22 protein-coding genes, 1 tRNA gene and 1 rRNA gene are annotated in these 21,933 nt (G+C 66.3%); 3 read left to right on the forward strand and 21 right to left on the reverse strand.

The window, feature by feature from the left end; genetic code table 11:
* Positions 1-85: 85 nt before the first annotated feature.
* Positions 86-159 (reverse strand) — tRNA-Pro (locus QOJ24_RS19575).
* A gap of 89 nt (positions 160-248) precedes the next feature.
* Between QOJ24_RS19575 and QOJ24_RS19580 the strand changes: the two genes are divergently transcribed.
* Positions 249-1,739, forward strand: a complete 1,491-nt coding sequence (locus QOJ24_RS19580; protein ID WP_526264214.1) for a cryptochrome/photolyase family protein — start codon at positions 249-251, stop codon at positions 1,737-1,739.
* Here QOJ24_RS19580 and QOJ24_RS19585 read toward each other — a convergent pair whose 3' ends face one another.
* The 7 genes from QOJ24_RS19585 to QOJ24_RS19615 are packed head-to-tail and all read right to left on the reverse strand — an operon-like array spanning position 1,740 to position 7,860.
* The gene (locus QOJ24_RS19585) at positions 1,740-2,522 is read right to left on the reverse strand and encodes a sulfite exporter TauE/SafE family protein (protein ID WP_526264216.1); all 783 of its coding nucleotides are present in this window, start codon (positions 2,520-2,522) and stop codon (positions 1,740-1,742) included. It abuts the gene before it with no gap.
* A gap of 41 nt (positions 2,523-2,563) precedes the next feature.
* Positions 2,564-3,976, reverse strand: a complete 1,413-nt coding sequence (gene der / locus QOJ24_RS19590) for a ribosome biogenesis GTPase Der (protein WP_526264218.1) — start codon at positions 3,974-3,976, stop codon at positions 2,564-2,566.
* Positions 3,973-4,659 (reverse strand): (d)CMP kinase, encoded by a 687-nt coding sequence (gene cmk / locus QOJ24_RS19595; RefSeq protein ID WP_526264220.1) that lies wholly within the window; start codon positions 4,657-4,659, stop codon positions 3,973-3,975. Before cmk ends, der begins: the two co-directional genes overlap by 4 nt.
* Entirely contained in the window at positions 4,656-5,399 is a 744-nt protein-coding gene (locus QOJ24_RS19600) for a pseudouridine synthase (RefSeq protein WP_526264222.1), read from the reverse strand. The genes cmk and QOJ24_RS19600 overlap by 4 nt, the downstream gene beginning before the upstream one ends.
* 1 nt (position 5,400) lies before the next feature.
* Positions 5,401-6,159: an SMC-Scp complex subunit ScpB gene (scpB, locus tag QOJ24_RS19605; protein ID WP_526264224.1), complete on the reverse strand. Its 759-nt coding sequence runs from the start codon at positions 6,157-6,159 to the stop codon at positions 5,401-5,403.
* The gene (locus tag QOJ24_RS19610) at positions 6,152-6,985 is read right to left on the reverse strand and encodes a segregation/condensation protein A (RefSeq protein WP_526264226.1); all 834 of its coding nucleotides are present in this window, start codon (positions 6,983-6,985) and stop codon (positions 6,152-6,154) included. The genes scpB and QOJ24_RS19610 overlap by 8 nt, the downstream gene beginning before the upstream one ends.
* On the reverse strand, positions 6,982-7,860 hold the full coding sequence (locus tag QOJ24_RS19615; protein WP_526264228.1) for a ParA family protein: 879 nt from the start codon (positions 7,858-7,860) through the stop codon (positions 6,982-6,984). Before QOJ24_RS19615 ends, QOJ24_RS19610 begins: the two co-directional genes overlap by 4 nt.
* Before the next feature lie 146 nt (positions 7,861-8,006).
* On the opposite strand from QOJ24_RS19615, the gene QOJ24_RS19620 reads away from it, so the two are divergent.
* Positions 8,007-8,762 carry an O-methyltransferase gene (locus tag QOJ24_RS19620; protein WP_526264230.1) on the forward strand — a complete coding sequence of 252 codons (756 nt, stop codon included), beginning with the start codon at positions 8,007-8,009 and terminating at the stop codon, positions 8,760-8,762.
* A gap of 38 nt (positions 8,763-8,800) precedes the next feature.
* Positions 8,801-9,295 carry a MarR family winged helix-turn-helix transcriptional regulator gene (locus tag QOJ24_RS19625; protein WP_526264232.1) on the forward strand — a complete coding sequence of 165 codons (495 nt, stop codon included), beginning with the start codon at positions 8,801-8,803 and terminating at the stop codon, positions 9,293-9,295.
* A gap of 280 nt (positions 9,296-9,575) precedes the next feature.
* Here QOJ24_RS19625 and xerD read toward each other — a convergent pair whose 3' ends face one another.
* The 13 genes from xerD to rrf all read right to left on the reverse strand — a co-directional run bounded on the left by xerD (position 9,576) and on the right by rrf (position 21,926).
* A complete protein-coding gene (gene xerD / locus QOJ24_RS19630) occupies positions 9,576-10,505 on the reverse strand; it encodes a site-specific tyrosine recombinase XerD (RefSeq protein WP_526264256.1) in 930 nt (309 codons plus the stop codon).
* Positions 10,506-10,519: 14 nt separating this feature from the next.
* Positions 10,520-11,143, reverse strand: coding sequence for an NUDIX domain-containing protein (locus tag QOJ24_RS19635; RefSeq protein ID WP_526264234.1), 624 nt, complete (start codon positions 11,141-11,143; stop codon positions 10,520-10,522).
* Entirely contained in the window at positions 11,136-12,911 is a 1,776-nt protein-coding gene (gene pyrG, locus QOJ24_RS19640; protein WP_526264236.1) for a CTP synthase, read from the reverse strand. The genes QOJ24_RS19635 and pyrG overlap by 8 nt, the downstream gene beginning before the upstream one ends.
* Before the next feature lie 153 nt (positions 12,912-13,064).
* Complete coding sequence (locus QOJ24_RS19645; RefSeq protein WP_526264238.1) at positions 13,065-14,006, reverse strand: copper transporter; 942 nt, start codon at positions 14,004-14,006, stop codon at positions 13,065-13,067.
* 9 nt (positions 14,007-14,015) lie between these two features.
* The gene (gene steA / locus QOJ24_RS19650) at positions 14,016-15,200 is read right to left on the reverse strand and encodes a putative cytokinetic ring protein SteA (RefSeq protein ID WP_526264240.1); all 1,185 of its coding nucleotides are present in this window, start codon (positions 15,198-15,200) and stop codon (positions 14,016-14,018) included.
* Between the two features lie 92 nt (positions 15,201-15,292).
* A complete protein-coding gene (recN, locus tag QOJ24_RS19655) occupies positions 15,293-17,059 on the reverse strand; it encodes a DNA repair protein RecN (RefSeq protein ID WP_526264242.1) in 1,767 nt (588 codons plus the stop codon).
* The gene (locus QOJ24_RS19660) at positions 17,059-17,982 is read right to left on the reverse strand and encodes an NAD kinase (RefSeq protein WP_526264244.1); all 924 of its coding nucleotides are present in this window, start codon (positions 17,980-17,982) and stop codon (positions 17,059-17,061) included. Before QOJ24_RS19660 ends, recN begins: the two co-directional genes overlap by 1 nt.
* Entirely contained in the window at positions 17,979-18,788 is an 810-nt protein-coding gene (locus QOJ24_RS19665; RefSeq protein ID WP_526264246.1) for a TlyA family RNA methyltransferase, read from the reverse strand. Before QOJ24_RS19665 ends, QOJ24_RS19660 begins: the two co-directional genes overlap by 4 nt.
* Positions 18,789-18,794: 6 nt before the next feature.
* Positions 18,795-18,992 carry a hypothetical protein gene (locus QOJ24_RS19670; RefSeq protein ID WP_526264248.1) on the reverse strand — a complete coding sequence of 66 codons (198 nt, stop codon included), beginning with the start codon at positions 18,990-18,992 and terminating at the stop codon, positions 18,795-18,797.
* A gap of 7 nt (positions 18,993-18,999) precedes the next feature.
* Entirely contained in the window at positions 19,000-20,022 is a 1,023-nt protein-coding gene (locus QOJ24_RS19675; RefSeq protein ID WP_526264250.1) for an HAD-IIA family hydrolase, read from the reverse strand.
* Between the two features lies 1 nt (position 20,023).
* Positions 20,024-20,875, reverse strand: a complete 852-nt coding sequence (locus QOJ24_RS19680) for a tetratricopeptide repeat protein (RefSeq protein ID WP_526264252.1) — start codon at positions 20,873-20,875, stop codon at positions 20,024-20,026.
* A gap of 140 nt (positions 20,876-21,015) precedes the next feature.
* Positions 21,016-21,630, reverse strand: a complete 615-nt coding sequence (locus tag QOJ24_RS19685) for a dihydrofolate reductase family protein (RefSeq protein WP_526264254.1) — start codon at positions 21,628-21,630, stop codon at positions 21,016-21,018.
* Between the two features lie 182 nt (positions 21,631-21,812).
* Positions 21,813-21,926 (reverse strand): 5S ribosomal RNA (gene rrf, locus QOJ24_RS19690).
* Positions 21,927-21,933 lie beyond the last annotated feature (7 nt).

The following is a 21,933-nucleotide window of genomic DNA, read 5'->3' on the forward strand; positions in this document are numbered from 1 at the left end:
CCGACATCCTGTGACAATCGCGGACTCGCCGTACATTAATGCACTAGCGCAGATTACGTATTACGAGGTCAGAGACCTGATTCTGTCGGGCTGACAGGATTTGAACCTGCGACCACTTGACCCCCAGTCAAGTGCGCTACCAAACTGCGCCACAGCCCGGTGCCGCCGAATGGGACCGGCAGCAGCACGTGAGCCTACCGCAGCGTGATGTCACAATCCCAACCGCAACCAGTGGGTACACCTGTGTCGTGACCGTACGAGACGACACCCCGCTGTGGCTGTTCGCCGACCAGCTGGGTCCGGCCACACATGGCGGCGAGCACTCCCGGCGCGAGGTGCTCCTCGTCGAAGCCACCTCGGCGCTGCGGCGTCGGCCCTACCACCGCCAGAAGCTGCACCTCATCCTGTCCGCGCTGCGGCACGCCGATCGCGACCTGGGTGACCGGTCCACCTTGATTCAGTCCGAGACCTACACCGACGCACTCGAGCGGTACGGCCGTCGCGTGCTCGTGTACGAACCGACCTCGCACGCCGCGGAGCGCTTCGTCTACCGACTGCGCGAGGAGGGGCTCGTCGCCGACGTACTGCCAACGCCCACCTTCGCGCTGCCGCGCAAGGACTTCAGCGAGTGGGCCGGCGACCGCACCCGTTTCCGCATGGAGGACTTTTACCGCGAGCAGCGCAAGCGCTTCAACGTGCTGATGGACGGTGACAGACCGGTCGGCAACCGATGGAACTACGACGAGGAGAACCGGGAGTCACCACCGAAAAAGCGGACAACGCTCGACGTTCCCAAGCCCTATCAGCCGCATGAAGACGACATCGATGAGAAGGTCCGTCACGACCTCGACCGGATGGAGCTACCTCTCGCCGTGGGCAACGACGGTCCACGGTTGTTCGCTGTCACCCCTACCGAAGCCAACCGGGCACTGGACCGCTTCATCGAGCACCGCCTGCCGACCTTCGGCCGCTATGAGGACGCGATCATGGGTCAGGACTGGGCGATGTCACACTCGCTCCTTTCGGTGCCCCTCAACCTCGGTGTGCTGCACCCGCTCGACGCCGTCGAGGCCGCCGAGGACGCATACCGGCAGAACGGCGCCCCGCTCGCCGCGGTCGAGGGCTTCATCCGGCAGATCCTCGGATGGCGCGAATACATGTGGCACCTGTACTGGCACTTCGGCCCTGGCTACCACCGCAACAACAAATTGGCCGCGCACACAGCACTACCGCAGTGGTGGCGTGAGCTGGACGCCGACTCCGTCACGGCCGAATGCCTGCGCCACGCGCTGATGGGCGTGCGCGATCGTGGCTGGACCCACCACATCCAGCGACTCATGGTGCTCGGCAACCACGCGCTGCAGCGCGGCTATCAGCCCGCAGAGCTGACGGAATGGTTCGCCACCGCCTACGTCGACGGCTTCAACTGGGTGATGCCGACCAACGTCGTCGGGATGAGCCAGCATGCAGACGGCGGCAAGCTGGCGACCAAGCCGTACGCCTCGGGCGGCGCCTACATCAACAAGATGAGCGACCACTGCGGCGACTGCGCCTACGACCCGAAGAAGCGACTCGGCGACGACGCCTGCCCCTTCACTGCGGGCTACTGGTCGTTCGTGCACCGGCACCGGGAACTTTTGGCGAAGAACAACCGCACTCAGCGCGCCGTGTCGTCGATGGAACGGCTCAAGTATCTCGACGAGGTGCTCGAGCAGGAGTCGGCTCGCCGCAGCTTCTGATTAGATCGTCACCAGGCGGTACAGCCCGATCAGACCGACGACGATGATGAACGCGCGCAGCGCATTCGGCGACAGCCTGCGACCGTAGCGTGCGCCGAGGTATCCGCCCACCAGCGAGCCGAGCGCGATCAATCCCGCCGCCGGCCAGCTGATCCGGTCGAACGCGACAAGTATGTATGCCACTGCCGCAACGACATTCACGATCAGGGAGAGCAGGTTCTTTGCGGCGTTCATCCGCTGCATGTCCTCGGGCAGTAGCGCGCCCATCACGCCCATCAGCAGGATGCCCTGCGCAGCGGTGAAGTAGCCGCCGTAGATGCCGACGGCGAAGGTGCCGATCACCAAGGCCACCATGCGACCCCGCGAAACATGCTCAGCCGACTGGCCTGCCGCTTCGGCCCGGTTGCGCGCCCAGTTCTGGATCCTCGGGCCGACGAGGACGAGGATCAGCGCGGCGATCAACAGCACCGGCACGACTTCCGTGAAGACCTTCTCGGGCAGGTGCAGAAGTAGCCACGCGCCCACCAGGGCGCCGACGAAGGACGCAGGCATCTGCCAGCGCAGCCGGTGCCATTGGCCGCCGAGCTCCCTGCGGTATCCCCACGTGCCCGAAATGCCTCCGGCGACCAGGCCGATCGCATTCGACATCGTGGAGACCACCGGTGGATAACCCAGAGCCACCAGGGTGGGGAACGTCACGAGCGTGCCTGAACCCACGAGGGTGTTGATGGCTCCCGCCGCGACGCCCGCGAAGGCGATCAGGATCATGTCGACGACGGGCACCGAACCAACCTATCGAGCGCGCGCGCAGGGTCAAAAGTCGCTCAGCGAGACTTCGCTCCGCGCTTTTCGCGCACCCGCACGTTGATGCGGATCGGGCTGCCCTCGAACCCGAAGGTCTCGCGGAGTCGCCGCTCCAGGAACCGGCGATACCCCGCCTCCAGAAAACCGGAGGTGAACAACACGAAGGTCGGCGGCCGCGTAGTGGCCTGGGTGGCGAACAGTATCCGGGGCTGCTTTCCCCCGCGCACCGGCGGCGGCGTCGCGGCGACGATCTCCTTGAGGAACGTGTTCAGCCTGCCGGTCGAGATGCGGCTGTCCCACGAATTCAACGAGGTCTCCAGGGCGGGCACCAGCTTCTGCACGGCCCGACCGGTGAGGGCCGAGATGTTCACCCGCGGCGCCCACTGCACCTGCGCCAGCTCGCGTTCGATCTCACGGCCGAGGTCATAGCGTCGGCCCTCGTCGACGAGGTCCCACTTGTTGAACGCCAGCACCAGCGCCCGGCCGGCTTCGATCACCATCGTCAGCACCCGCTGATCCTGCTCGGTCAGCGGCTGCGACCCGTCGATCAGCACGATGACGACCTCCGCGGCGTCAATCGCACCGTGGGTGCGCACGGATGCATAGAACTCATGCCCGCTGGCCTGGCCGACCTTTCTGCGCAGCCCTGCTGTATCGACGAAACGCCAAGTCTTGCCGCCCAATTCGATCATCGAGTCCACCGGGTCAACGGTGGTACCCGCCTGATCGTGCACGACGGCTCGCTCGTCGCCCGCCAGCTTGTTCAACAGCGAGCTCTTGCCGACGTTGGGCTTGCCGACCAGCGCTACCCGCCGTGGACCGCCGGCTTTGGGGCCGACTTCCGATACCACCGGGAGCGCCTCGATCACCTGGTCGAGCAGGTCGGCCACGCCGCGGCCGTGCATGGCGCTGACCGGGTAGGGCTCCCCCAGCCCCAGTGACCACAGTGCGCTGGCGTCTGCCTCTCCGCGCTCGGTGTCGACTTTGTTGGCCGCCAGGAAGACGGGTTTACCCGACCGGCGCAGGTTCCGGGCCGCAGCCTCGTCGTGTGCGGTCGCGCCCACCACCGCGTCGACGACGAGGATGATCGCGTCGGCGGTACGCATCGCCACGGTCGCCTGCTCGGCGACCAGTTGTTGCAGGCCCTTCGCGTCGGGTTCCCAGCCGCCGGTGTCCTGAACGAGAAACCGGCGGCCCACCCAGTTCGCGTCGTAGGAGACGCGATCCCGGGTGACACCGGGAACATCCTGCACCACCGCCTCGCGACGACCGAGGATGCGGTTCACCAGCGTGGACTTACCGACGTTCGGACGCCCGACGACGGCGACCACCGGCGGCGGCCCCGAGTCGTCGACAGCGACATCCTCGCCGACTGCTGAATCGCCTAGCTCCCAGTCGCTTTCGTCGGACCATGTGCCGTCGCTGTCTGTCATCGCGGCGCACCCGCACGTTGCTCGACCAGCTCCACGAGGTGGGTGATCACCTCGGACTCCGACATGTCGCTGGTGTCGACCACCAGTGCATCGTCGGCCGCACGCAGCGGAGACACCGCACGGGTGGAATCCAGGTGGTCGCGACGTTTTACATCGGCCAGCACCGCTTCGTAGTCATTGCCGAGGCCGGCGGCAACATTCTGCTCGTTGCGCCGCCGCGCACGTTCCTCCGCGGACGCCGTCAGAAAGATCTTCACATCCGCATCCGGTAGGACGACCGTACCGATGTCGCGGCCCTCAACAACGACGTTGCCTGGGCCCCCGGCCAGTTCACGTTGCAGTCCAACGAGGCGAGCACGAACCGCAGGCACTGCCGACACCGCAGACACCGCCTTGGTCACCGCGTCGCCGCGGATCTCGCTCGAAACATCCTCGGCGTCAAGGTAGGCGCGATCCTCGTCGGGGTCATAGCCGACCGAGAGAGGAACGTCGGTGGCGGCTGATTCAATGGCGGGGGTGTCTGCGAGATCAACGCCTGCACGCAGGACTGCGAGCGTGACGATCCGATACATCGCTCCGGTATCGAGGTATCGCGCATCGAGACTGCGCGCCAAACCCCTTGACACCGAGGACTTTCCAGTTCCCGCGGGACCGTCGACCGCGATCACCACCTGATCACTCACAGGCCTACCGCCATATAAAGGGCGCCGATTTCTTTGCGGCTCAGGACGCGGATGCTTCCCGGCCGCTGGTCCCCCAGCGACACCGCACCGATATCGGTGCGCACAAGTTCCTGAACCGGGAAGCCGACGTGCTTGAGCAGCCGGCGGACGATCCGCTTGCGCCCTTCGTGCAGTGTCAACCGCACCATCGTCTTGCCGGGCACGGCATCGACCACCGCGAAGTCGTCCACCCGTGCTGGTCCGTCGTCCAACTCGATTCCGTCGCGCAGCTTTCGGCCGATCCCGCGCGGCACGGTGCCAACGACCGTCGCCAGATACGTCTTGGGCACCTCGAAGGACGGGTGCATCAGGCGGTGCGCCAACTCGCCGTCGTTGGTGAGCAACATCAGCCCTTCGGTGTCGGCGTCGAGGCGTCCGACGTGAAACAGCTTCTTGTTACCGCGGACTCGGTGTTCGACCAGATCTCCGACGCACGGCCGACCGCGGTCATCGGACATCGTCGAGTGCATGCCCTTTGGCTTGTTCAGCGCCAGATGAACCAGGGTGTCGTCGAGCAACACCCGCGCCCCGTCGACCCGGATCACCGATACGTCGGGGTCGACCCTGGTGCCGAGTTCGGTCACCACCCGGCCGTCGACATCGACGCGCCCGTCGACGATCATTCGCTCCGCAACACGGCGCGACGCGATTCCGGCCTGCGACAAGATTTTCTGCAGCCGCACACCTTCGGGATCGGCCATCTCAGTCTTTGTCCACGTCGAAGGCCATCGGCTGTTTGTCACGCGAGGGTGGAAGACCGAGCTTCGCAAACCGCGGTTCCTCGCTGAGCGTCTCGGTCAGATCGTCGATGACGTCGACATCGGGAAGCAACGGGGCGATGTCAGGCAGATCGGTCAGCGAGGACAACCCGAGCCGTTCGAGGAACAACTCGGTTGTCGCGAAACTGACGGCGCCCGTATCCGAGTCGGCGCCGGCTTCGGTGATCAGCCCCCGCGCCAGCAGGGTGCGCATCACCGCGTCGACGTTGACGCCGCGCACCGCGCTCACCCGGGCACGGGTCACCGGCTGGCGGTAGGCCACCACCGCCAACGTTTCCAGTGCCGCGCGGGTCAGCTTCGAACGCGAACCGTCGAGCAGCAGCCGCTCCACGTAGGGCGCGTACTGAGACCTGGTGTACATGCGCCATCCGCCGCCGGCCTCGCGCAGATCGATACCGCTCTCGCGGGCGGACAGCTCCTCGGCCATCAGCTTCAGCTTGGCCGAGACGCGGTAGGCCGGCTGCTGAATCGCCACGGCGAGCGCATCGACCGTCACCGGGGTGTCGACCACCAGAAGCAGAGCCTCCAGCACGGCGCCGAGCTCTTCGTCCTCAAGCTGCGGCGGCTCCGCGACGTCGATGCCCAGGTCGAGATCGGGGATGTCGCCGTTGAGGCCTTCGGGTGTGCCGCCGTTGAGTGGTTCGCGGATGGCGCCGTCCGGATTGGTGAATTCGTCAGTCATCTTTGCGCTCTTCCACCATCTCAGTGGCCTCGACCTCGTCGCCGGATGGCCGATCTCCGGTCCACGAAATCTGCAGCACACCAAGCGGTTCTGATTGGTCAAATGCTACCGCCCGCGCTCGATACAGTTCGAGCAGCGCCAGGAACCGCCCCACGATCAGGATCGGCTCGCGGCAATCGGCGACCAGTTCGGCGAATGTGGCCCACTGCCCGGGGCCACGTCGTTGCAGGTCGGCCAGCAGCTGTTCGGCCTGCTCGGGCACTGACACGATCAGCTCGTGCAGATGCTCGGTGCCCACCGTCGGCACAGGACGGGGGGTGAACGCGGTCGCTGCGATCTCAGCGAACAGCTGCGCGTCGACCCCCAGCATCACCTCCGGCAGCAGGTCTTCGTAGCGATCCTCAAGCGATACCGCTCGCGGATAGCTGCGCAGAGCGGCGGCCTCGAGCTCGGCGAACATCTCGGCGACATGCTTGAACGCCCGATACTGCAGCAGGCGCGCAAACAGCAGGTCACGCACTTCGAGCAGGGCAAGGTCTTCCTCGTCGTGGATCTCTCCGGCCGGGAGCAGGCGCGCGGCCTTCAGGTCCAGCAGGGTCGCCGCTATCACCAGGAACGCGGTCGTCTCGTCGAGCTCCATGAGCGGACCGATCGCCTTGGTGTAGGCGATGAATTCGTCGGTGACCTGATGAAGCGCCACCTCGGTGACGTCGAGCCGATGCGCGAAGATCAGCTGCAGCAACAGGTCGAACGGGCCCTCGAAATTGCTCAGCCGGACTTGAAAGCCCGACTGCTGCGACTCCGCCGGCTGTGTGTCGGTGTTCACGAACCGAACCGGTCGATGACCTCGCGGGCCAACGAGCGATATGCCTGTGCGCCACCGGATTTCGGCGCCCAAGTGGTGATGGGTTCGCCGGCGACACTGGTCTCCGGGAAGCGCACCGTGCGGGTGATCACAGTGTCGAACACCAGATCACCGAACCTCTCCATGACGCGGGCCATGACCTCGCGGGCATTGACGGTGCGCGGGTCGTACCGGGTTATCAGGATGCCACTGATGCTGAGCTTGGGATTGAGCCGGTCGCGCACCTTGTCGACGGTGTCGGTGAGCAACGCAAGGCCGCGCAGCGAGAAGTACTCGCATTCGGTCGGGATGATCACGCCGTCAGCGCAGGCCAGCCCGTTCACCGTGAGCAGGCCGAGCGACGGCTGGCAGTCGATCAGCACATAGTCGTAACGGTCAAGAACGGGGTGCAGCGAGCGGGCCAGCGACTGCTCCCGGCCCACCTCGTTGACCAGCTGGATCTCCGCCGCAGACAGGTCGATGTTGCTGGGCACCAGGTCCATGTTCTTGACCCGGGTGTGGATCAGGACGTCGTCGATGGACACCCTGGGCTCGATGAGCAGGTTGTGCACCGTGTGGTCGAGTTCGTAATGGGGCACGCCGAGCCCCGCCGACAGCGCGCCCTGCGGGTCCAGGTCCACCAGCAACACCCGGCGGCCATAGCCGGCGAGGCTGGCGCCGAGGTTGATGGTCGATGTGGTCTTTCCGACTCCACCCTTCTGGTTGCACATCGCGATGACCTTCGCCGGCCCGTGCACGTTCTTGGGCTTCGGCTCGGGAATCGGTCGCGGTGGACGACCGGTCAGTCCTGCGCCGGGCTGTGCGGGTGGGTCGACTCCGCTGCCGTCCTCGGTCATGCCTCGGCCCCACCGTCGGTGGTCGTGCAACCCTGGGCCATGGCGAACATCCGGGCAAGTTTAACGGGGCGGATGATCTGGCACGGGCAGACCCGCGGGCAACATCGCAGCTTGTCGCGCTGGGCCATCCGCATAGGCTGGCGGCCATGAGCATGAGACGGCGGTTGCCGTTCCTGCGTTCGTCGTTCTGGCGCCTCGCGGTCAGCATGCCCCACTTCGTCAGGACTGGCCAGATCGGCGACGGCCGGGAGGAGGCCTGCGCGGCCTACGTCGAAGCCAATGCGCAACGCGGTGACGTCGACGACGTGCTGGCCACCATCGACACGTTCGCCACCGAGATGTCGATGCTGGTGAACGTGGGCGACGAGAAAGGCGCGTTGCTCGACGCCGCGGTCCGCCGTGTCGACCCGAAGCGGGTGTTGGAGCTCGGCACCTACTGCGGCTACAGCGCGTTGCGAATCGCCGGGGCGGCACCGGAGGCGCAGGTTTACTCGGTCGAACTGTCCCCCGCCAACGCCGAAGTGGCTCAGCGTATTTGGACGCACGCCGGCGTTGACGACAGGGTCGTCTGCGTGGTCGGCACCATCGGAGACGGGGGTCAGACGCTCGATGCGCTGTCCAATGAGCACGGCTTGCGCGCCGGTTCGGTCGACCTGCTCTTCATCGACCACGAAAAAAGCGCCTACCTGTCGGATCTGCAGGCCATTCTGGGCCGCGGCTGGCTGCACAAAGGCTCCCTCGCCGTCGCCGACAACGTGCGCGTTCCAGGTGCCCCCAAGTACCGCGGCTATATGCGTGAGAAGCAGGGCACGCTGTGGAACACCGTCGAGCACAAGACCCACGTCGAGTACCAGACGCTGATCCCCGACCTGGTGCTGGAGTCGGAGTATCTGGGCGACTGATCTGTGGGCCGCCTTCCTGCGGCGCTACCATCCGTGTCGTGGTTGGTGACGGTCCTCATCGCGTCGTAGATCGGGGAGAACTCGAATCGCGGCTCGCTGCGGACGTGCGAGCCGTCACAGCCGGTTCGGACCGAATCGGGCGCCTGTTTGCCAGCATGCACAACGTCAGCAACAACGACCTCGACGCCTTGTTGCACGTCATAGTGGCGGAGACGTCAGGAGCACCGCTGACAGCCGGGGACATGCGGGAGCGGCTCGGCGTGACCGCACCAGCCGTCACCTATCTCGTCGACCGCATGATCGCCTCGGGGCATATCCGCCGTGAGACAGATGCCAGGGACCGCCGCAAAGTGCTCCTGCGCTACTCGGAGCACGGGCGGGAGGTCGCAGGGCGGTTTTTCGGGCCGTTGGGCGGACATATGCACACGTCCATGGCTGAAATACCCGATGACGACCTGATCGCGGCTCACCGGGTGCTCGTTGCGGTGTTGCACGCCATGGAGACCTACCGCGCTGAACTTGCACAAAATTAATGACGTAAGCGAAGCGCAGCGAATTTATTACTGGGTATGGGATTTGCGCGCGCTCGATACCACCGTTGGTGCAGAAGCTGAAAAGCGTTCCGCCCCGTGTGTCTTAGTCATACAGGAGAAGCGGGGAGCCCCGAAGGGCGAAGGTGCATTCGATTGAACTGGCTGAGGCCAACGTGGACACACGCTTGACGCATTGGCCAACGAACGCAAATTCCACTCCGACGCAATGCATTTCGTGTTCTCGACCACAATAAGGGTCGGAGTACCTGGCCGGCTGACGCTAACGCGCCCTGGGGTGGGCTCCGGCCCAAACCTCCCGCAGTGCGTGCACCGTGACCAGCGTGTAGATCTGCGTGGTGGTGACCGATGCATGGCCGAGCAACTCCTGCACGACGCGGACGTCAGCGCCACCGTCGAGCAGGTGGGTGGCAAAGGAGTGCCGCAGCGTGTGCGGAGATACTGCTGCGGTGATGCCCGCCCGTTCGGCGGCGTCCTGCAGCACCTGCCATGCGCTTTGCCGGGACAGCCGGCCGCCGCGGGCATTGAGAAAGATCGCCGGTGTGCCCTTGCCGCGCCGCGCCAGGTCGGGCCGTCCTCGCACGAAGTAGGCGTCCAGCGCGCTGACGGCGGGACGACCAATCGGTACCAGCCGCTGCTTCCCGCCCTTGCCCCGCAACAGCACCGAACGGGCGTGGGTGTCGACGTCGTCGATATCGAGCCCGACCGCCTCGGAGATTCGCGCGCCGGTGGAGTACAGCAACTCGAGAAGTGCCCGGTTCCGCAGCGTCAGCGGACCATCGGCCTCGCTGTCGCCGCCCGCCCCATCGAGAAGGGCCAGCACCTCGTCGATGGTCAGGCTCTTGGGCAGTCGCCTGCTCGGCGTCGGCGGCTTCACGGCGCGGGCGACGTCGAGTTCGGTGACGCCTTCCGCGGCAGCGAAGCGATGTAGTCCGCGCACCGCGATCAGCGCGCGCGCCGCCGACACCGCCGAAAGCGGGACCACCCCGGCATCGGCGTCGCCGCGGCGCAGTGCGGCAAGGAAGTCACTCACGTCGGTCTCGGTCACCTTGCCGAGGTCATCGACGCCGCGCAGGGTGAGGTGCTCTGCGTAGCGCCGCAGATCTCTGCGGTAGGAGCTCAATGTGTTGGCGGCGACGCCGCGCTCGATCGTGAGGTGGTCCAGGTAACCCTGAAGTTGGTCATCGAGCACGGGCCGGAATGTCGTCACGACTGTTCCTTCCGTCGGGCGAACGCCGTCGGCCTGTCGACCCAGACGGCGTCGACGGGCCGCAACGAGTCGAAGTCGCCGTCGACGGCGTGTGCCGCGAGAATGCCGCTCACCGTGATGGCGTTGGTGATCTCACCGCTCAGCGCCATCCGGACCGCCTCATCGATGGCGAATCGCCGCACCACCAGATCGGCCTCTTCGTCATGGGCGTCGGGCCTGCCGACATCGGATAAGCCGGTGGCGAGATACACCCGCACGCTCTCGTCGCTGAAGCCCGGTGCGCTAACCAGATCGACGAGAACGCGCCAGTTCGTGGCCGACAGCCCGGCCTCTTCCTCGAGCTCGCGTGCCGCCGTGATGTGCGGCGGCTCGCCGCCCATGTCCAGCAGGCCCGCGGGCAGCTCCCACAGTCGCCTGCCCACCGGGTGACGATATTGGTAGACCATGACGATGTTGGCGTCCTCGTCGATGGCGAGGATGGCGACCGCGCCGTAGTGCTCGACCACTTCGCGTCGGGCGGAGCCGCCGCCGGGCATCTGCACCTCATCGGCGCGGAGTGCGAAAATCTTTCCGACGTAGACGGTTTCGGATTCGACGATCTCGAAATCGTGTTCAGCCACGGACTTCCGATTTCACCCTGGAGTCGTCCTGGAGCAGTTGCCCCGCGTCGTCCGGGTGCTCGGCACCGTTGGCTCGCTGCTCAGGGATCTCCACCGGCAATCTCTCGGCGGCCTTGTAGTCCAGCGCGGCACCGATGAAGGCAGCGAACAGCGGATGTGGGCGGGTGGGGCGGCTCTTCAACTCGGGGTGAGCCTGCGTCCCGACCATGAAGGGGTGGACATCGGGTGAGTACTCGACGAACTCCACGAGGTGCCCGTCGGGTGACGTCCCGGAGAACCTCAACCCGCTTTCGGCGATGCGGTCGCGATAGGCGTTGTTGACCTCGTAGCGGTGCCGGTGCCGCTCGGACACCTCGGTGGTGCCATAGGCCTGCGCGACGATGGAATCCGGCTCCAGAACCGCTGGGTAGGCACCCAGTCGCATGGTGCCGCCCAGGTCAGCGTCCCCCGCGACGGCATCGCGCTGGTCGGCCATCGTGGAAATCACCGGATCGGGGGTGTCGGCGTCGAACTCCGCCGAGTTGGCCCCAGCGATGCCGGCAGATCGGGCCGCCTCGATCACGATGCACTGCAAGCCCAGGCACAGACCCAGCACAGGTAGGCCGCGTTTGCGCGCGTACCGGATCGCGCCGATCTTGCCTTCGATGCCCCGAATGCCGAAGCCGCCGGGGATCAGCACGGCATGCACATCGTCGAGGACCGCCGCGGCGCTTCCGTCGTTTTCGCAGTCGTCGGAGGCGACCCACCGCAGTTCCACCTTGGCGCGATGCTTGAAGCCCCCCGCACGCAGCGCCTCGGCCACCGACAGGTATGCGTCGGAAAGATCGATGTACTTGCCCACCAAGGCGATTCGCACGCTCTCATGCGGTTCGTGCACCCTCTGCAGGAGGTCGTTCCACTGTGTCCAGTCGACGTCGCGGAACGGCAGGTTCAGCCGCCTCACCACGTAGGCGTCGAGTTCCTCACGGTGCAGCACCTTGGGGATGTCGTAGATCGACGGCGCATCCGGAGTCGAGATCACGCCGTCGATGTCCACGTCGCACATCAGCGCGATCTTGTTCTTCAACGGTTCGGGCACGTCACGGTCACACCGCAGGATCAACGCGTCGGGGGTGATGCCGATGCTGCGGAGCGCGGCGACGGAGTGCTGGGTCGGTTTGGTCTTGAGCTCGCCCGACGGCGCCATGAACGGCACCAGCGAGCAGTGCAGGAAGAAGCAGTTCTCCCTGCCCACCTCGTGACGCACCTGGCGTGCGGCCTCGAGGAACGGCAACGACTCGATGTCACCGACGGTGCCGCCGATCTCGGTGATCACCACATCCGCGCGGTTGCCGTCGGCGTCCGGTTGCGCCATCGCCAGCACCCGACTCTTGATCTCATCGGTGATGTGCGGGATGACTTGAACAGTATCGCCGAGATACTCGCCGCGGCGCTCCTTGGCGATCACCGTCGAATAAACCTGGCCCGTAGTCACATTCGCCCAGCCGGGCAGGTTGCGGTCGAGGAATCGCTCGTAGTGCCCGACGTCGAGATCGGTCTCGGCGCCGTCCTCGGTGACAAACACCTCGCCGTGCTGAAACGGGTTCATCGTGCCGGGGTCGACGTTGAGGTACGGGTCGAGCTTCTGCATGGTGACCTGTAGGCCACGAGCGGTCAGCAACTGCCCGAGACTCGACGCAGTGAGCCCCTTACCAAGCGAAGAAACCACACCGCCGGTGACGAAGAGGTGCTTGGTGGCGGTTTGCGGGTGCTTGCGTAACGCTGGCAAGAGCAACCTCCGTGACGACGGGCAGGGCTTGATTCTTTAGGCAAGTGCCTTACTTGGGGCCTGCCGACCCACGGAACTCAACATTAACACCGACCCCGACAACCCGTCGCTGACGCGCCGTCGCGGACGCGAGGAGCAATGGAGCTTCGGTCCCTATTGCGGGACGGTTACTGCTGTCGCGCCCTGCCCGACGCCGTACTGTGCCGGACGTCCGCCGCTGATCAGCTCCTGCAGCGCCAGCACCGCGGTGATCCGGCCCGATGCGGCGTCTATGTCGTCCACCGTGCTGACCGCCGAGGTCAGCGCCGCGTCCGACCGGGTGACGGCCACCGCGGCAGTCCCGGAAGCGGTGCCGTCGCGACCGACGATCACCGTGCCGGAGCCGTGCGGGGCCAGGCCGGCAGCGAAGCGCGCAACCGTGGCGCCCTTGTTTCCCGCATCGTCGCCCAACCCACCGCCGGTGACGATCAGCGCCGTGTTCGCCGCGCCGACACGACTGTCGCCGTACGTGATGAACCCGGTGTCGCGCAGCGCGGTGAGCACGGCGTCGCGCTGCTGATCGTCGACCGCGGGCACCTTGGGATCCCGGTTGATCAGCAGCGCGATGCCCAGCAGGTCACCCGCCTGCGAACCCTGGTCGACCGACTTGGTGCTCAACTGCGCGCCAGCAGGCACGATCGGCGAATTCACCACCGAAAGGAGTTTCTCCGCGGAATTGGCGTCGACGAACTCCTCGGTCAGTGCGACGGTGCCCGTCACCGTGCCGCCTGCCTGCTCCACCATCCGCTTCAGCGAGTCGACGTCGTCATCGGCTGCGTCGGGCGTGCGGAACACCACGACCGACTTGGCCCCCATCGTGTCGCGCAGGACCCGCGGGGACATCTGGGCGTCGAATTCGCCCGCGGCGTTCAGCTTCTCGTTGAGCGCGTTCCTCTCATCGGTGAGGCCGTTGATCTGGTTCTGCAGTTCCTGCTTGTCATCGCGCAGCCCGGACAGCACGGTTTTGGACAGCAGACCGGAGCCCAGTGCAACGCCGATCGCGAGGGCAAGAAAGACTGCGGCAAGCGAAATTGCATGTGTTCGTAGAGATATCACCGGGCGCTCCTAGGTGACTAAGCCCTGGACCCACAGCGAGAATCGGTTCCAGTAGGCGACGGCCCAGTCGATGACCGCGCCGTCAGCACGCGACACCCAGAGCGCAACGATGACCGCGACCAGCATCGCCAGCACCAGCATTGCAATCGCTCCGCCGGAGATCCGGCTTCGGTAAAGCGTCGCAACGGCTTTGGCGTCGACCAGCTTCTCGCCCACCTTGAGTCGGGTCAGGAAGGTCGACGGGTTGCTTTGCTGACGGGACCGGTCGAAGAACTCTTCAATGCTCGCCGTGTGACCGGCTGTCACGATCAACGCGGCACCGTGGTGATCGGCCAGCAGCAGCGCGAGGTCGGCAGCGGACCCTGCGGCCGGGAACGTCATCGCCCCGACACCGAGGTCCTGGATACGCTCGAGTCCCGCCGCGTGTCCGTCTGCATCGGCGGGCAGCACCACCTGCGCACCGCTGCGCAGCACCTCGGCGCTGATGCGTTCCGGATCGCCGACGATCAGCTGTGGCCGGTAGCCGCCTTTCCGCAGCACGTCGGCGCCCGTTCCGACACCGATGAGCACCGGCTGGTACTCCTTGATGAACGGTTTGAGCGCCTTCAGCTCATGTGCCGCGTTCGGTTCCTCGGCCACAATCACCACGTGACGGCGATGGAGATCGACATCGATATCCGGAATGCCGATGCCGTCGATCAGCAGGGGGCTCTCACTGCGGATGAACTCGATGGTGTTGCCTGCGAACGCCTCGAGGTGGGCGACCAGGCCGCTCTTCGCCTCGTGCATCAGTTCGTGGATCTCGTGGTCGGTTCGCTCGGTGCCGACCGCGAGCCTGCGGTCGCCGGCATACACCCCGCCGTCGTACAGCCGGACCTTGGCGCCATCCTTGACGCGTTTGAAGACCTCGGGGCCGGTCTCGTCGATCAGCGTGACGCCGTTGTTCACCAGCACCTCAGGCCCGAGGTTCGGGTAGCGCCCGGAGATTGAGGGCGATGCGTTGATGACTGCGGCGATATCCGCCTCCACCAGCGCGTCCGCCGTGATGCGGTCGAGATCGAGCGCGTCGATCACCACGATGTCGCCGGGGCCAACACGCCGCAACAGCCGGTCGATGTCGCGGTCCACCCTGGCGGTGCCGGTAATGCCCGGGCGCGGGCTGGCAGTACGGGATAGCAGCGCTGACATCTTCATAGGCGCGATTCTGTCGGGGAACCCTCAAGTTGAGGTGGAGGCGCGCCGTAACACCAGCCTCAGAAGTTAGCTTCTGTCACACGAGCCACAGGCTAGGAGACCTTTTCACGGTCTTCCTGCGCGGCGCTGAGTAGCTCGCGGGCATGAGCCCTGCCGCTGTCGGAGTCGCCGAGGCCGGCGAGCATGCGGGCAAGCTCGGCGACCCGGTCCTCATCGTCGAGGCGACGCACCCCACTGGCACTGTTGCGGCTCGCGCTGTCGACGACGAGATGGATATCGGCGTACGCGGCGACCTGAGGCAGGTGCGTGACGACGATGACCTGGTGGGTGCGTGCCAACCGGGCAAGGCGCCGGCCGATCTGGACGGCGGCGCGACCGCCGACGCCTGCGTCGACCTCATCGAACACCATCGTGGTGCCTTCGACCGACGCGGCGAGGACCACTTCGAGCGCCAGCATGACTCGGGACAATTCGCCGCCTGACGCACTCTTGCTCAGGGGCAGCACGTCTGTTCCCCGATGGGCCGCGAACCCGAACTCGACGGCGTCGGCGCCGTCAGACCCCGCGTGCACCGTCACGCCCGATGGCAGCGTGATCGGCGCCGCATCATCACCCCGGACGGTCAGCGGCGACACTGCGACGGTGAATTGGGCGTCGGCCATCGCCAGGCCGGACAGCTCGGCGGTCACCGCTTTGGCGAGGCCCTTCGCCGCTTTGCTGCGTACCTTGCTGAGTTCGGTTGCAGCAGCGACGAGATCGACTTCCAGTTCCGCCACACGGCGCTCCAGGCCGGCGAGAGTCTCTTCCGAGACATCCAGCGCCACCAGCCTTTCCCGCGACTCGCGGGCCCACGCAAGGACGGCGTCGATGTCGGCGGCGTACTTCCGGGTCAGCACCCGCAACTCGCCCTGCCTGGCCAGCTTCGTCTCCAAACTACTTGCGTCGCTGGGAAGCTCGGCCAGATAGTCACCGAGCTCGGTGGATACGTCCCCGATCACCGCCATGGCCTCAGCGAGGCGCTCCCCCAGTGCGCGCAACACGTTGTCGTCGGTGGCTTCCAGGGCCGTCTTGGCCTGTCCGACCTGATGTGCGGCCGATGCCGTGTCGGCATCGGCGGCATCGTCGAACGCCCCCGACAGCGCGGTGCGAGCGGAGTGGGCGGCCTCCCGCAACGCATCGAGTTCGGACAGCCGCCTGATGGCGTCGACGAGCGCGTCGTCCTCGCCCGGCTGCGGGTCGACGGCATCGATTTCACCGAGACCGAACTTGAGTCGGTCCGCCTCCTGCGCCATTTCTCGTGCCCGCCGGGTCCTTTCGGTCAAGTCGCGGCGTGCGGCCAGCCAGGTTTCGCGCACCGCGCGGTAGCGCTGCAGGCGGGCGCCGACGTCGGTGAAACGGTCCAGTGCGGCACGCTGTTCGTCGCCGCGCATCAGGCGTAACTGATCGTTCTGCCCGTGCAAGGTCAACAACTCGGTAGTGAAGGTGCTCAACGACTTTGCGGGCACGCTGCGGCCGCCTAGGTATGCCCGCGACGGGCCGCCCCGGCTCACCGAGCGTGCCGCGATGACGCTGCCGTCTTCGTCGCGATCCGCGCCGGACGCGTCGAGAATCTCGTCGACCTGCGCAGCCACCCCGGCGCCCAGTTCGCCGGTGGTGAACCGACCTTCGACGACAGCGCGGTCGGCACCTGACCGAATGCGGGTGGCGTCGGCGCGTGCACCCCCAAGAAGATGCAGCCCGGTCACGACCATCGTTTTACCCGTACCGGTTTCGCCGGTCAGCACGGTCAGCCCACGGTCGAACTCGGCGGTCGCCGTGCTGATAGCGCCAAGGGACTCGATGCGGATTTCGGAGAGCACTACTGTCCGCGCCAGCCCTTGACCGGCAGCTGGAACTTGCGCACCAGGCGATCGGTGAAGGGTGCGCTATCCAGGCGCACCCATTTGAGCGGAGTGCCGCATCGCGTCACCTCGAGCCGCCCACCGGCAGGTACGACCATCTCGCGGCGCCCGTCGCAGAACACCAGCGCGTCATGACCGGTCGCCTCGACCTCGATCGCGATGGCGGCCTCGGGACTGGTCACCATCGGCCGGGCGAACAGTGCATGAGCGTTGTTGGGCACCACGAGTATCGCCTCGAGATCGGGCCACAGGATCGGGCCGCCGGCAGAGAAGGCCCACGCCGTTGAGCCCGTCGGGGTCGCCACCAGGACACCGTCGCATCCGAATGCCGAGACCGGGCGCCCGTCGACTTCCACAACGGCCCCCAGAACGCCGAGGCGCGGGCCCTTCTCCAGACTGGCCTCGTTGAGCGCCCACCCTCGGCTGACGATTCGCCCCTCGACGCGCACCACGACGTCGAGGGTCATTCGTTCCTCGACGCGGTAGTCACGCGTGACGACGTGCTCGAGGACCGTGTCGATGGAATCCACTTCGGCCTCGGCAAGAAAACCGATGCGGCCGAGATTGACGCCGAGCACCGGGATCTCGACATTGCGGGCGAGTTCGGCGGCGCGCAGGAATGTGCCGTCACCGCCGAGGACGAGGACCAGCTCACACCCTTCAGCCGCTCGCTCGTCGGCATCGACGACCTCGACATCGACCCCGAGTCCGCGCATGTCGTCGGTCGAAAAGTGCACCGCTCCGCGGTCGACGGCCTCCGCGGACAGCACGCGCATACCGATATCGTTGTCGCCGAGAACCTTTTCCACCCTGCGCGCGGTTTCGGCTACTTGATCGCGGCCGGTGTGGACCACCAGAAGGATGGTGCGGTCGGTTGTCATTGCGGCCCTTCCACGACGGCGCGTTGCACGGCCTTCCCGAGGTCGTCACCCATCAGCGGATGTTCCGGCTCGGCGCGCAGATGCAGGAAGTATTCGACATTGCCCGACGGCCCGGGAAGCGGGCTGGCCGTCACACCGACGGTGTGCCAATCCAGTTCGGCTGCCCGGCGAGCCACCGCGAGCACCGCAGCGGCCCGCAGGTGCGGGTCTGACACCACCCCCCCTGCGCCGACGCGGTCCCTACCGACCTCGAACTGTGGCTTCACCATGGGAACGATATCGGCGTCCGCCGACGCGCACGACACCAACGCGGGCAGCACCGTCGACAGCGAGATGAAGGACAGGTCGGCCACCACACGCTCGACCGGGCCGCCGATCGTCTCCTGCGTCAGTGCGCGCACATTCGTGCGTTCCAACACCGTCACCCGATCGTCTGACCGCAGTGACCATGCAAGCTGCCCGTAACCAACGTCGACGGCGACCACTTCGCGGGCTCCGCGATCGAGCAGTACCTCCGTGAACCCTCCGGTCGACGCACCCGCGTCCAGGCAGCGGGTATCCGCCACCGAGATACCGAAGGCGTCCAGCGCGCCGATCAGCTTGTGTGCTCCCCGCGATACCCAGGACCGGTCGTCAGCGGCGTCGACCGTCAGCGATGCGTCGACGGAGATGGCCGTCGCCGGTTTGGCCGCAGGCATTCCGTTGATGCTGACAAGGCCGGCGCCGATCAGTTCGGCGGCCTGCTGCCGCGAGCGCGCCAACCCGCGCCGCACCAGCTCGGCGTCAACTCGAGCGCGCCGCGTCACCGGTTCTCACCCGTCCGGTGTGTCCGTCGAAGCCGGCCCCTTCTCAACCGACTCGAGCGCCTCAACCAGGAGGTCGTGCGCTTCTTCCAGCCGGGTGGCGACGCCGTCGATGTCGACATCGGCAGCACCCGGCCCCTCGATGTCGGGCAGCTCGGCCAGCAACGCCGCGATCCTGGACCGGATCTCGTCTGGTTCGGTACTCATACGGCGTTCACGCTAGTCGATCAGGCGACGTCAGCAGGGACCACCGCTCCAGCGCCCTCCTGGCGATGTAGTCGCCCGCGACGATCGCGAACGGCTGGCCGCTGAGCGCGGAGTTCCACACCGCGTTGGCGGTGGCCCGCACCACCGTCAGCGAATCCCGTGGCTCACTGCCGGTGTTGTGAACGGTCACCGCGGCCTCGCCGATCTCGACGCGCCAAGCGGGATGCGGACCCACCCGCAGGCCGTCGGCGCGGTCGTACAGCGATTGCAGATCGGCGGCAATGTAGTTTGGTCGCTCACCGACCACTGCGCGTACCGCCTCGGAGGCGGTGCTGACCCCGCTGAGCACCAGCAGGCTGGGCAGGCCTGCGGCATTCGCTCCGGCTATGTCGGTGTCGAGACGATCGCCCACGACCAGCGGATTGCGAAAGTCGCCGCGCGACAATGCATCTGTCAGCAGTGTCGGCTGTGGTTTGCCTGCGACCGTCGGTTCGCGGTCGGTTGCCGCCTGTAGGGCCGCCACCATGGATCCGTTGCCGGGCAACAACCCCCGTTCCGAGGGCAGCGTCCGGTCGACGTTGGCCGCCACCCAGAACGCGTTGCCCCTGATCGCCAGTGCGGCTTCGGCCAGATCGGGCCACGCCGTCTCGGGAGAATGACCCTGGACCACGGCCACGGGGTCGTCCGACCACTGCCGCACGGGCTTGAGCCCGACGTTCTCGATCTCGGCGGCCAGCGATTCGGTGCCGACGATGAGTACGGCCGCGCCCGTGGGTAACCGATCCGCCAGCAGATGGGCGGCACTCTGGGCACTGGTGACGACGTCGTCGGCCACAGCGGCGAACCCCATCGCGCGAAGGTGCTGAGCGACCTCATCGGAACTGCGTGAGGCGTTGTTCGTCACGTACAGCGTGCGCGAGGTGACCGCCGCGAGCGTATCCACGGCGCCCGTGGTCGGCTCCTGGCCCCGAAACACCGTGCCGTCAAGATCGAGAAGCAAGCAATCATGTTCTTGCGCAAGCGTTGCCACGTCAGCCGAGCTCCGTGATCCGTTCCTCGGCATCGGTCACGCCCTCGACATCGGCGGCTGCAGCCTTGATGAACCAGTGCAGGGCTTCTTCGCCCTTGTCGAGCGCGAGCAATGTTTCGGCGTAGGCGTAGAACAGCCGGGCGGCGGTCTGTCCGGTTCGCGTGGAGTCGAGTTGAGGCGTCGACAGGATTGCAAGGGCCTGATCGAACTGGCCCAGATCAGACCGGGCGCCTGCGGCGACGATACGCAGTTCGTCGGCGTCGTCGCCGGTCAGTTGGGCGGCGTCGGAACTGCGGGCCAATTCGATTGCCCGCTCAGGTCGGCCGAGGCCGCGTTCACAGTCGGCGATCAACGGCAACAACGGAGACTTGCTGCCCAGTCGGCGGGCTGCGCGCAGTTCGGCTATCGCCTGCGACCAGTCGCCGCAGTGATACGCGGCAATGCCGACGGCCTCGCGGACGGCCGCGATTCGGCCCGACCGCTCTCGGGCAGCACGGGCGTGCTCCAGCGCTGCCTGCGGGTCCTCGTCGAGCAGATCTCCCGCCGCCACCAGATGGCGTGCAATGAAGTCAGCGGTGCTGCGGTCGAGTGTGGTGAGTTCCCGACGAACCTCAGGCGACAGCTGCCGCGCTTCGATATCCGCCGACAGCGCGGGGCCCTTTCGCTCGCCCGACGGGTCGGGCTTGCGGTCGGGCTGGGTTCGGCGCGCACGGTTGGGACCCGACGAGCGCGGCGCCGAGGGCCGCTGACGGGGCGATCGCCGGTCGCCGCCGGGGCCGCATGCACCACTGTTGCGGGAATCGCCGGTGCCGCCGCGAGACTGACGGCGCTCGCCACCTCTGTCGTCGACCACTGAAACCTTTCGCCGTGGAACCTCGTGCCAGGATACGGCCCACCGCGAATCGGCCGCGGGGGTGCACCGTCGGGAGATCTGCACGGGAACTCATTGTTTGCTGCGAGGCAGGCAAGTCGGCGGAAGTCCCGCCGCCCGGCTCATCGGAGGACGCGATAGCGCAGGTGCGCGACGCCCGGCGCTTCGAGCACCCGGACCAGCTCGAGTGCGGGCTTACCCGCCTCGAACCCGTCGAAAAGACGCTCACCCGAACCGAGTATCACCGGGCTGATCTGGAGATCGATTTCATCTACCAGTCCTGCCGTTATCGCCTGCCGCGCGCACGAGGCTCCTCCAGCGATCGAGATGTCGCGCCCACCCGAAGCCTCCTGGGCCTGTGCGTAGGCAGACTCGATCCCGTCGGTGACGAAGTGAAAGGTGGTCCCACCCTGCATTTCGATCGGGTCGTGCGGGTAGTGAGTCAGGACGAACACCGGGCAGTGGTAGGGCGGCTCGTCGCCCCACCAGCCCCTCCAATCCGAGCCGTCCCATTCGCCGCGAATCGGCCCAAACATGTTGCGGCCCATGATCGTCGCGCCCATGCCGTCCATCATGTCTGATACCACCTGCCGGTTGACCGGATGGTTCGCGGCGGGGCCGATGTGCCAGCTATGAAGCGCCCCTCCTCCGACGCCGAGAGGCTGCTCCTCGCACTGGCCCGGCCCGGCAACATAGCCATCAGCTGAGATCGACATCGAAAGATTGGTTCTGGACACATGGCCTCCATCCGGCTGCGGTTACGTCGGCTACATCAAAGTAGACCGAGGCGGCCGGACAAACTCATCGCGACCGTTCAAGGTGAGCGCCGGTGGTGCCGGCTAGGCGATTGAATAATTTTAGCGCCCATCGAAATGCCTTTGCCCCCCAACAGAATTGGGGGGCAAAGGTCTTGAGTTGTGTTCGGCGGTGTCCTACTTTTCCACCCGGGTTGGGTAGTATCATCGGCGCTGGCAGGCTTAGCTTCCGGGTTCGGGATGGGTCCGGGCGTTTCCCTGTCGCTATGTCCGCCGTAACTTTAT

Source organism: Mycobacterium sp. (genome assembly GCF_032159775.1).
GTDB lineage: Bacteria > Actinomycetota > Actinomycetes > Mycobacteriales > Mycobacteriaceae > Mycobacterium.

Excerpts from the sequence above, each read along its gene's own strand:
- der (WP_526264218.1), bottom strand. The coding sequence starts at position 3,976 with ATGACAGACAGCGACGGCACATGGTCCGACGAAAGCGACTGGGAGCTA.
- QOJ24_RS19600 (WP_526264222.1), bottom strand. The coding sequence starts at position 5,399 with ATGGCCGATCCCGAAGGTGTGCGGCTGCAGAAAATCTTGTCGCAGGCC.
- scpB (WP_526264224.1), bottom strand. The coding sequence starts at position 6,159 with ATGACTGACGAATTCACCAATCCGGACGGCGCCATCCGCGAACCACTC.
- QOJ24_RS19615 (WP_526264228.1), bottom strand. The coding sequence starts at position 7,860 with ATGACCGAGGACGGCAGCGGAGTCGACCCACCCGCACAGCCCGGCGCA.
- QOJ24_RS19620 (WP_526264230.1), top strand. The coding sequence starts at position 8,007 with ATGAGCATGAGACGGCGGTTGCCGTTCCTGCGTTCGTCGTTCTGGCGC.
- steA (WP_526264240.1), bottom strand. The coding sequence starts at position 15,200 with ATGAAGATGTCAGCGCTGCTATCCCGTACTGCCAGCCCGCGCCCGGGC.
- QOJ24_RS19660 (WP_526264244.1), bottom strand. The coding sequence starts at position 17,982 with ATGACAACCGACCGCACCATCCTTCTGGTGGTCCACACCGGCCGCGAT.
- QOJ24_RS19670 (WP_526264248.1), bottom strand. The coding sequence starts at position 18,992 with ATGAGTACCGAACCAGACGAGATCCGGTCCAGGATCGCGGCGTTGCTG.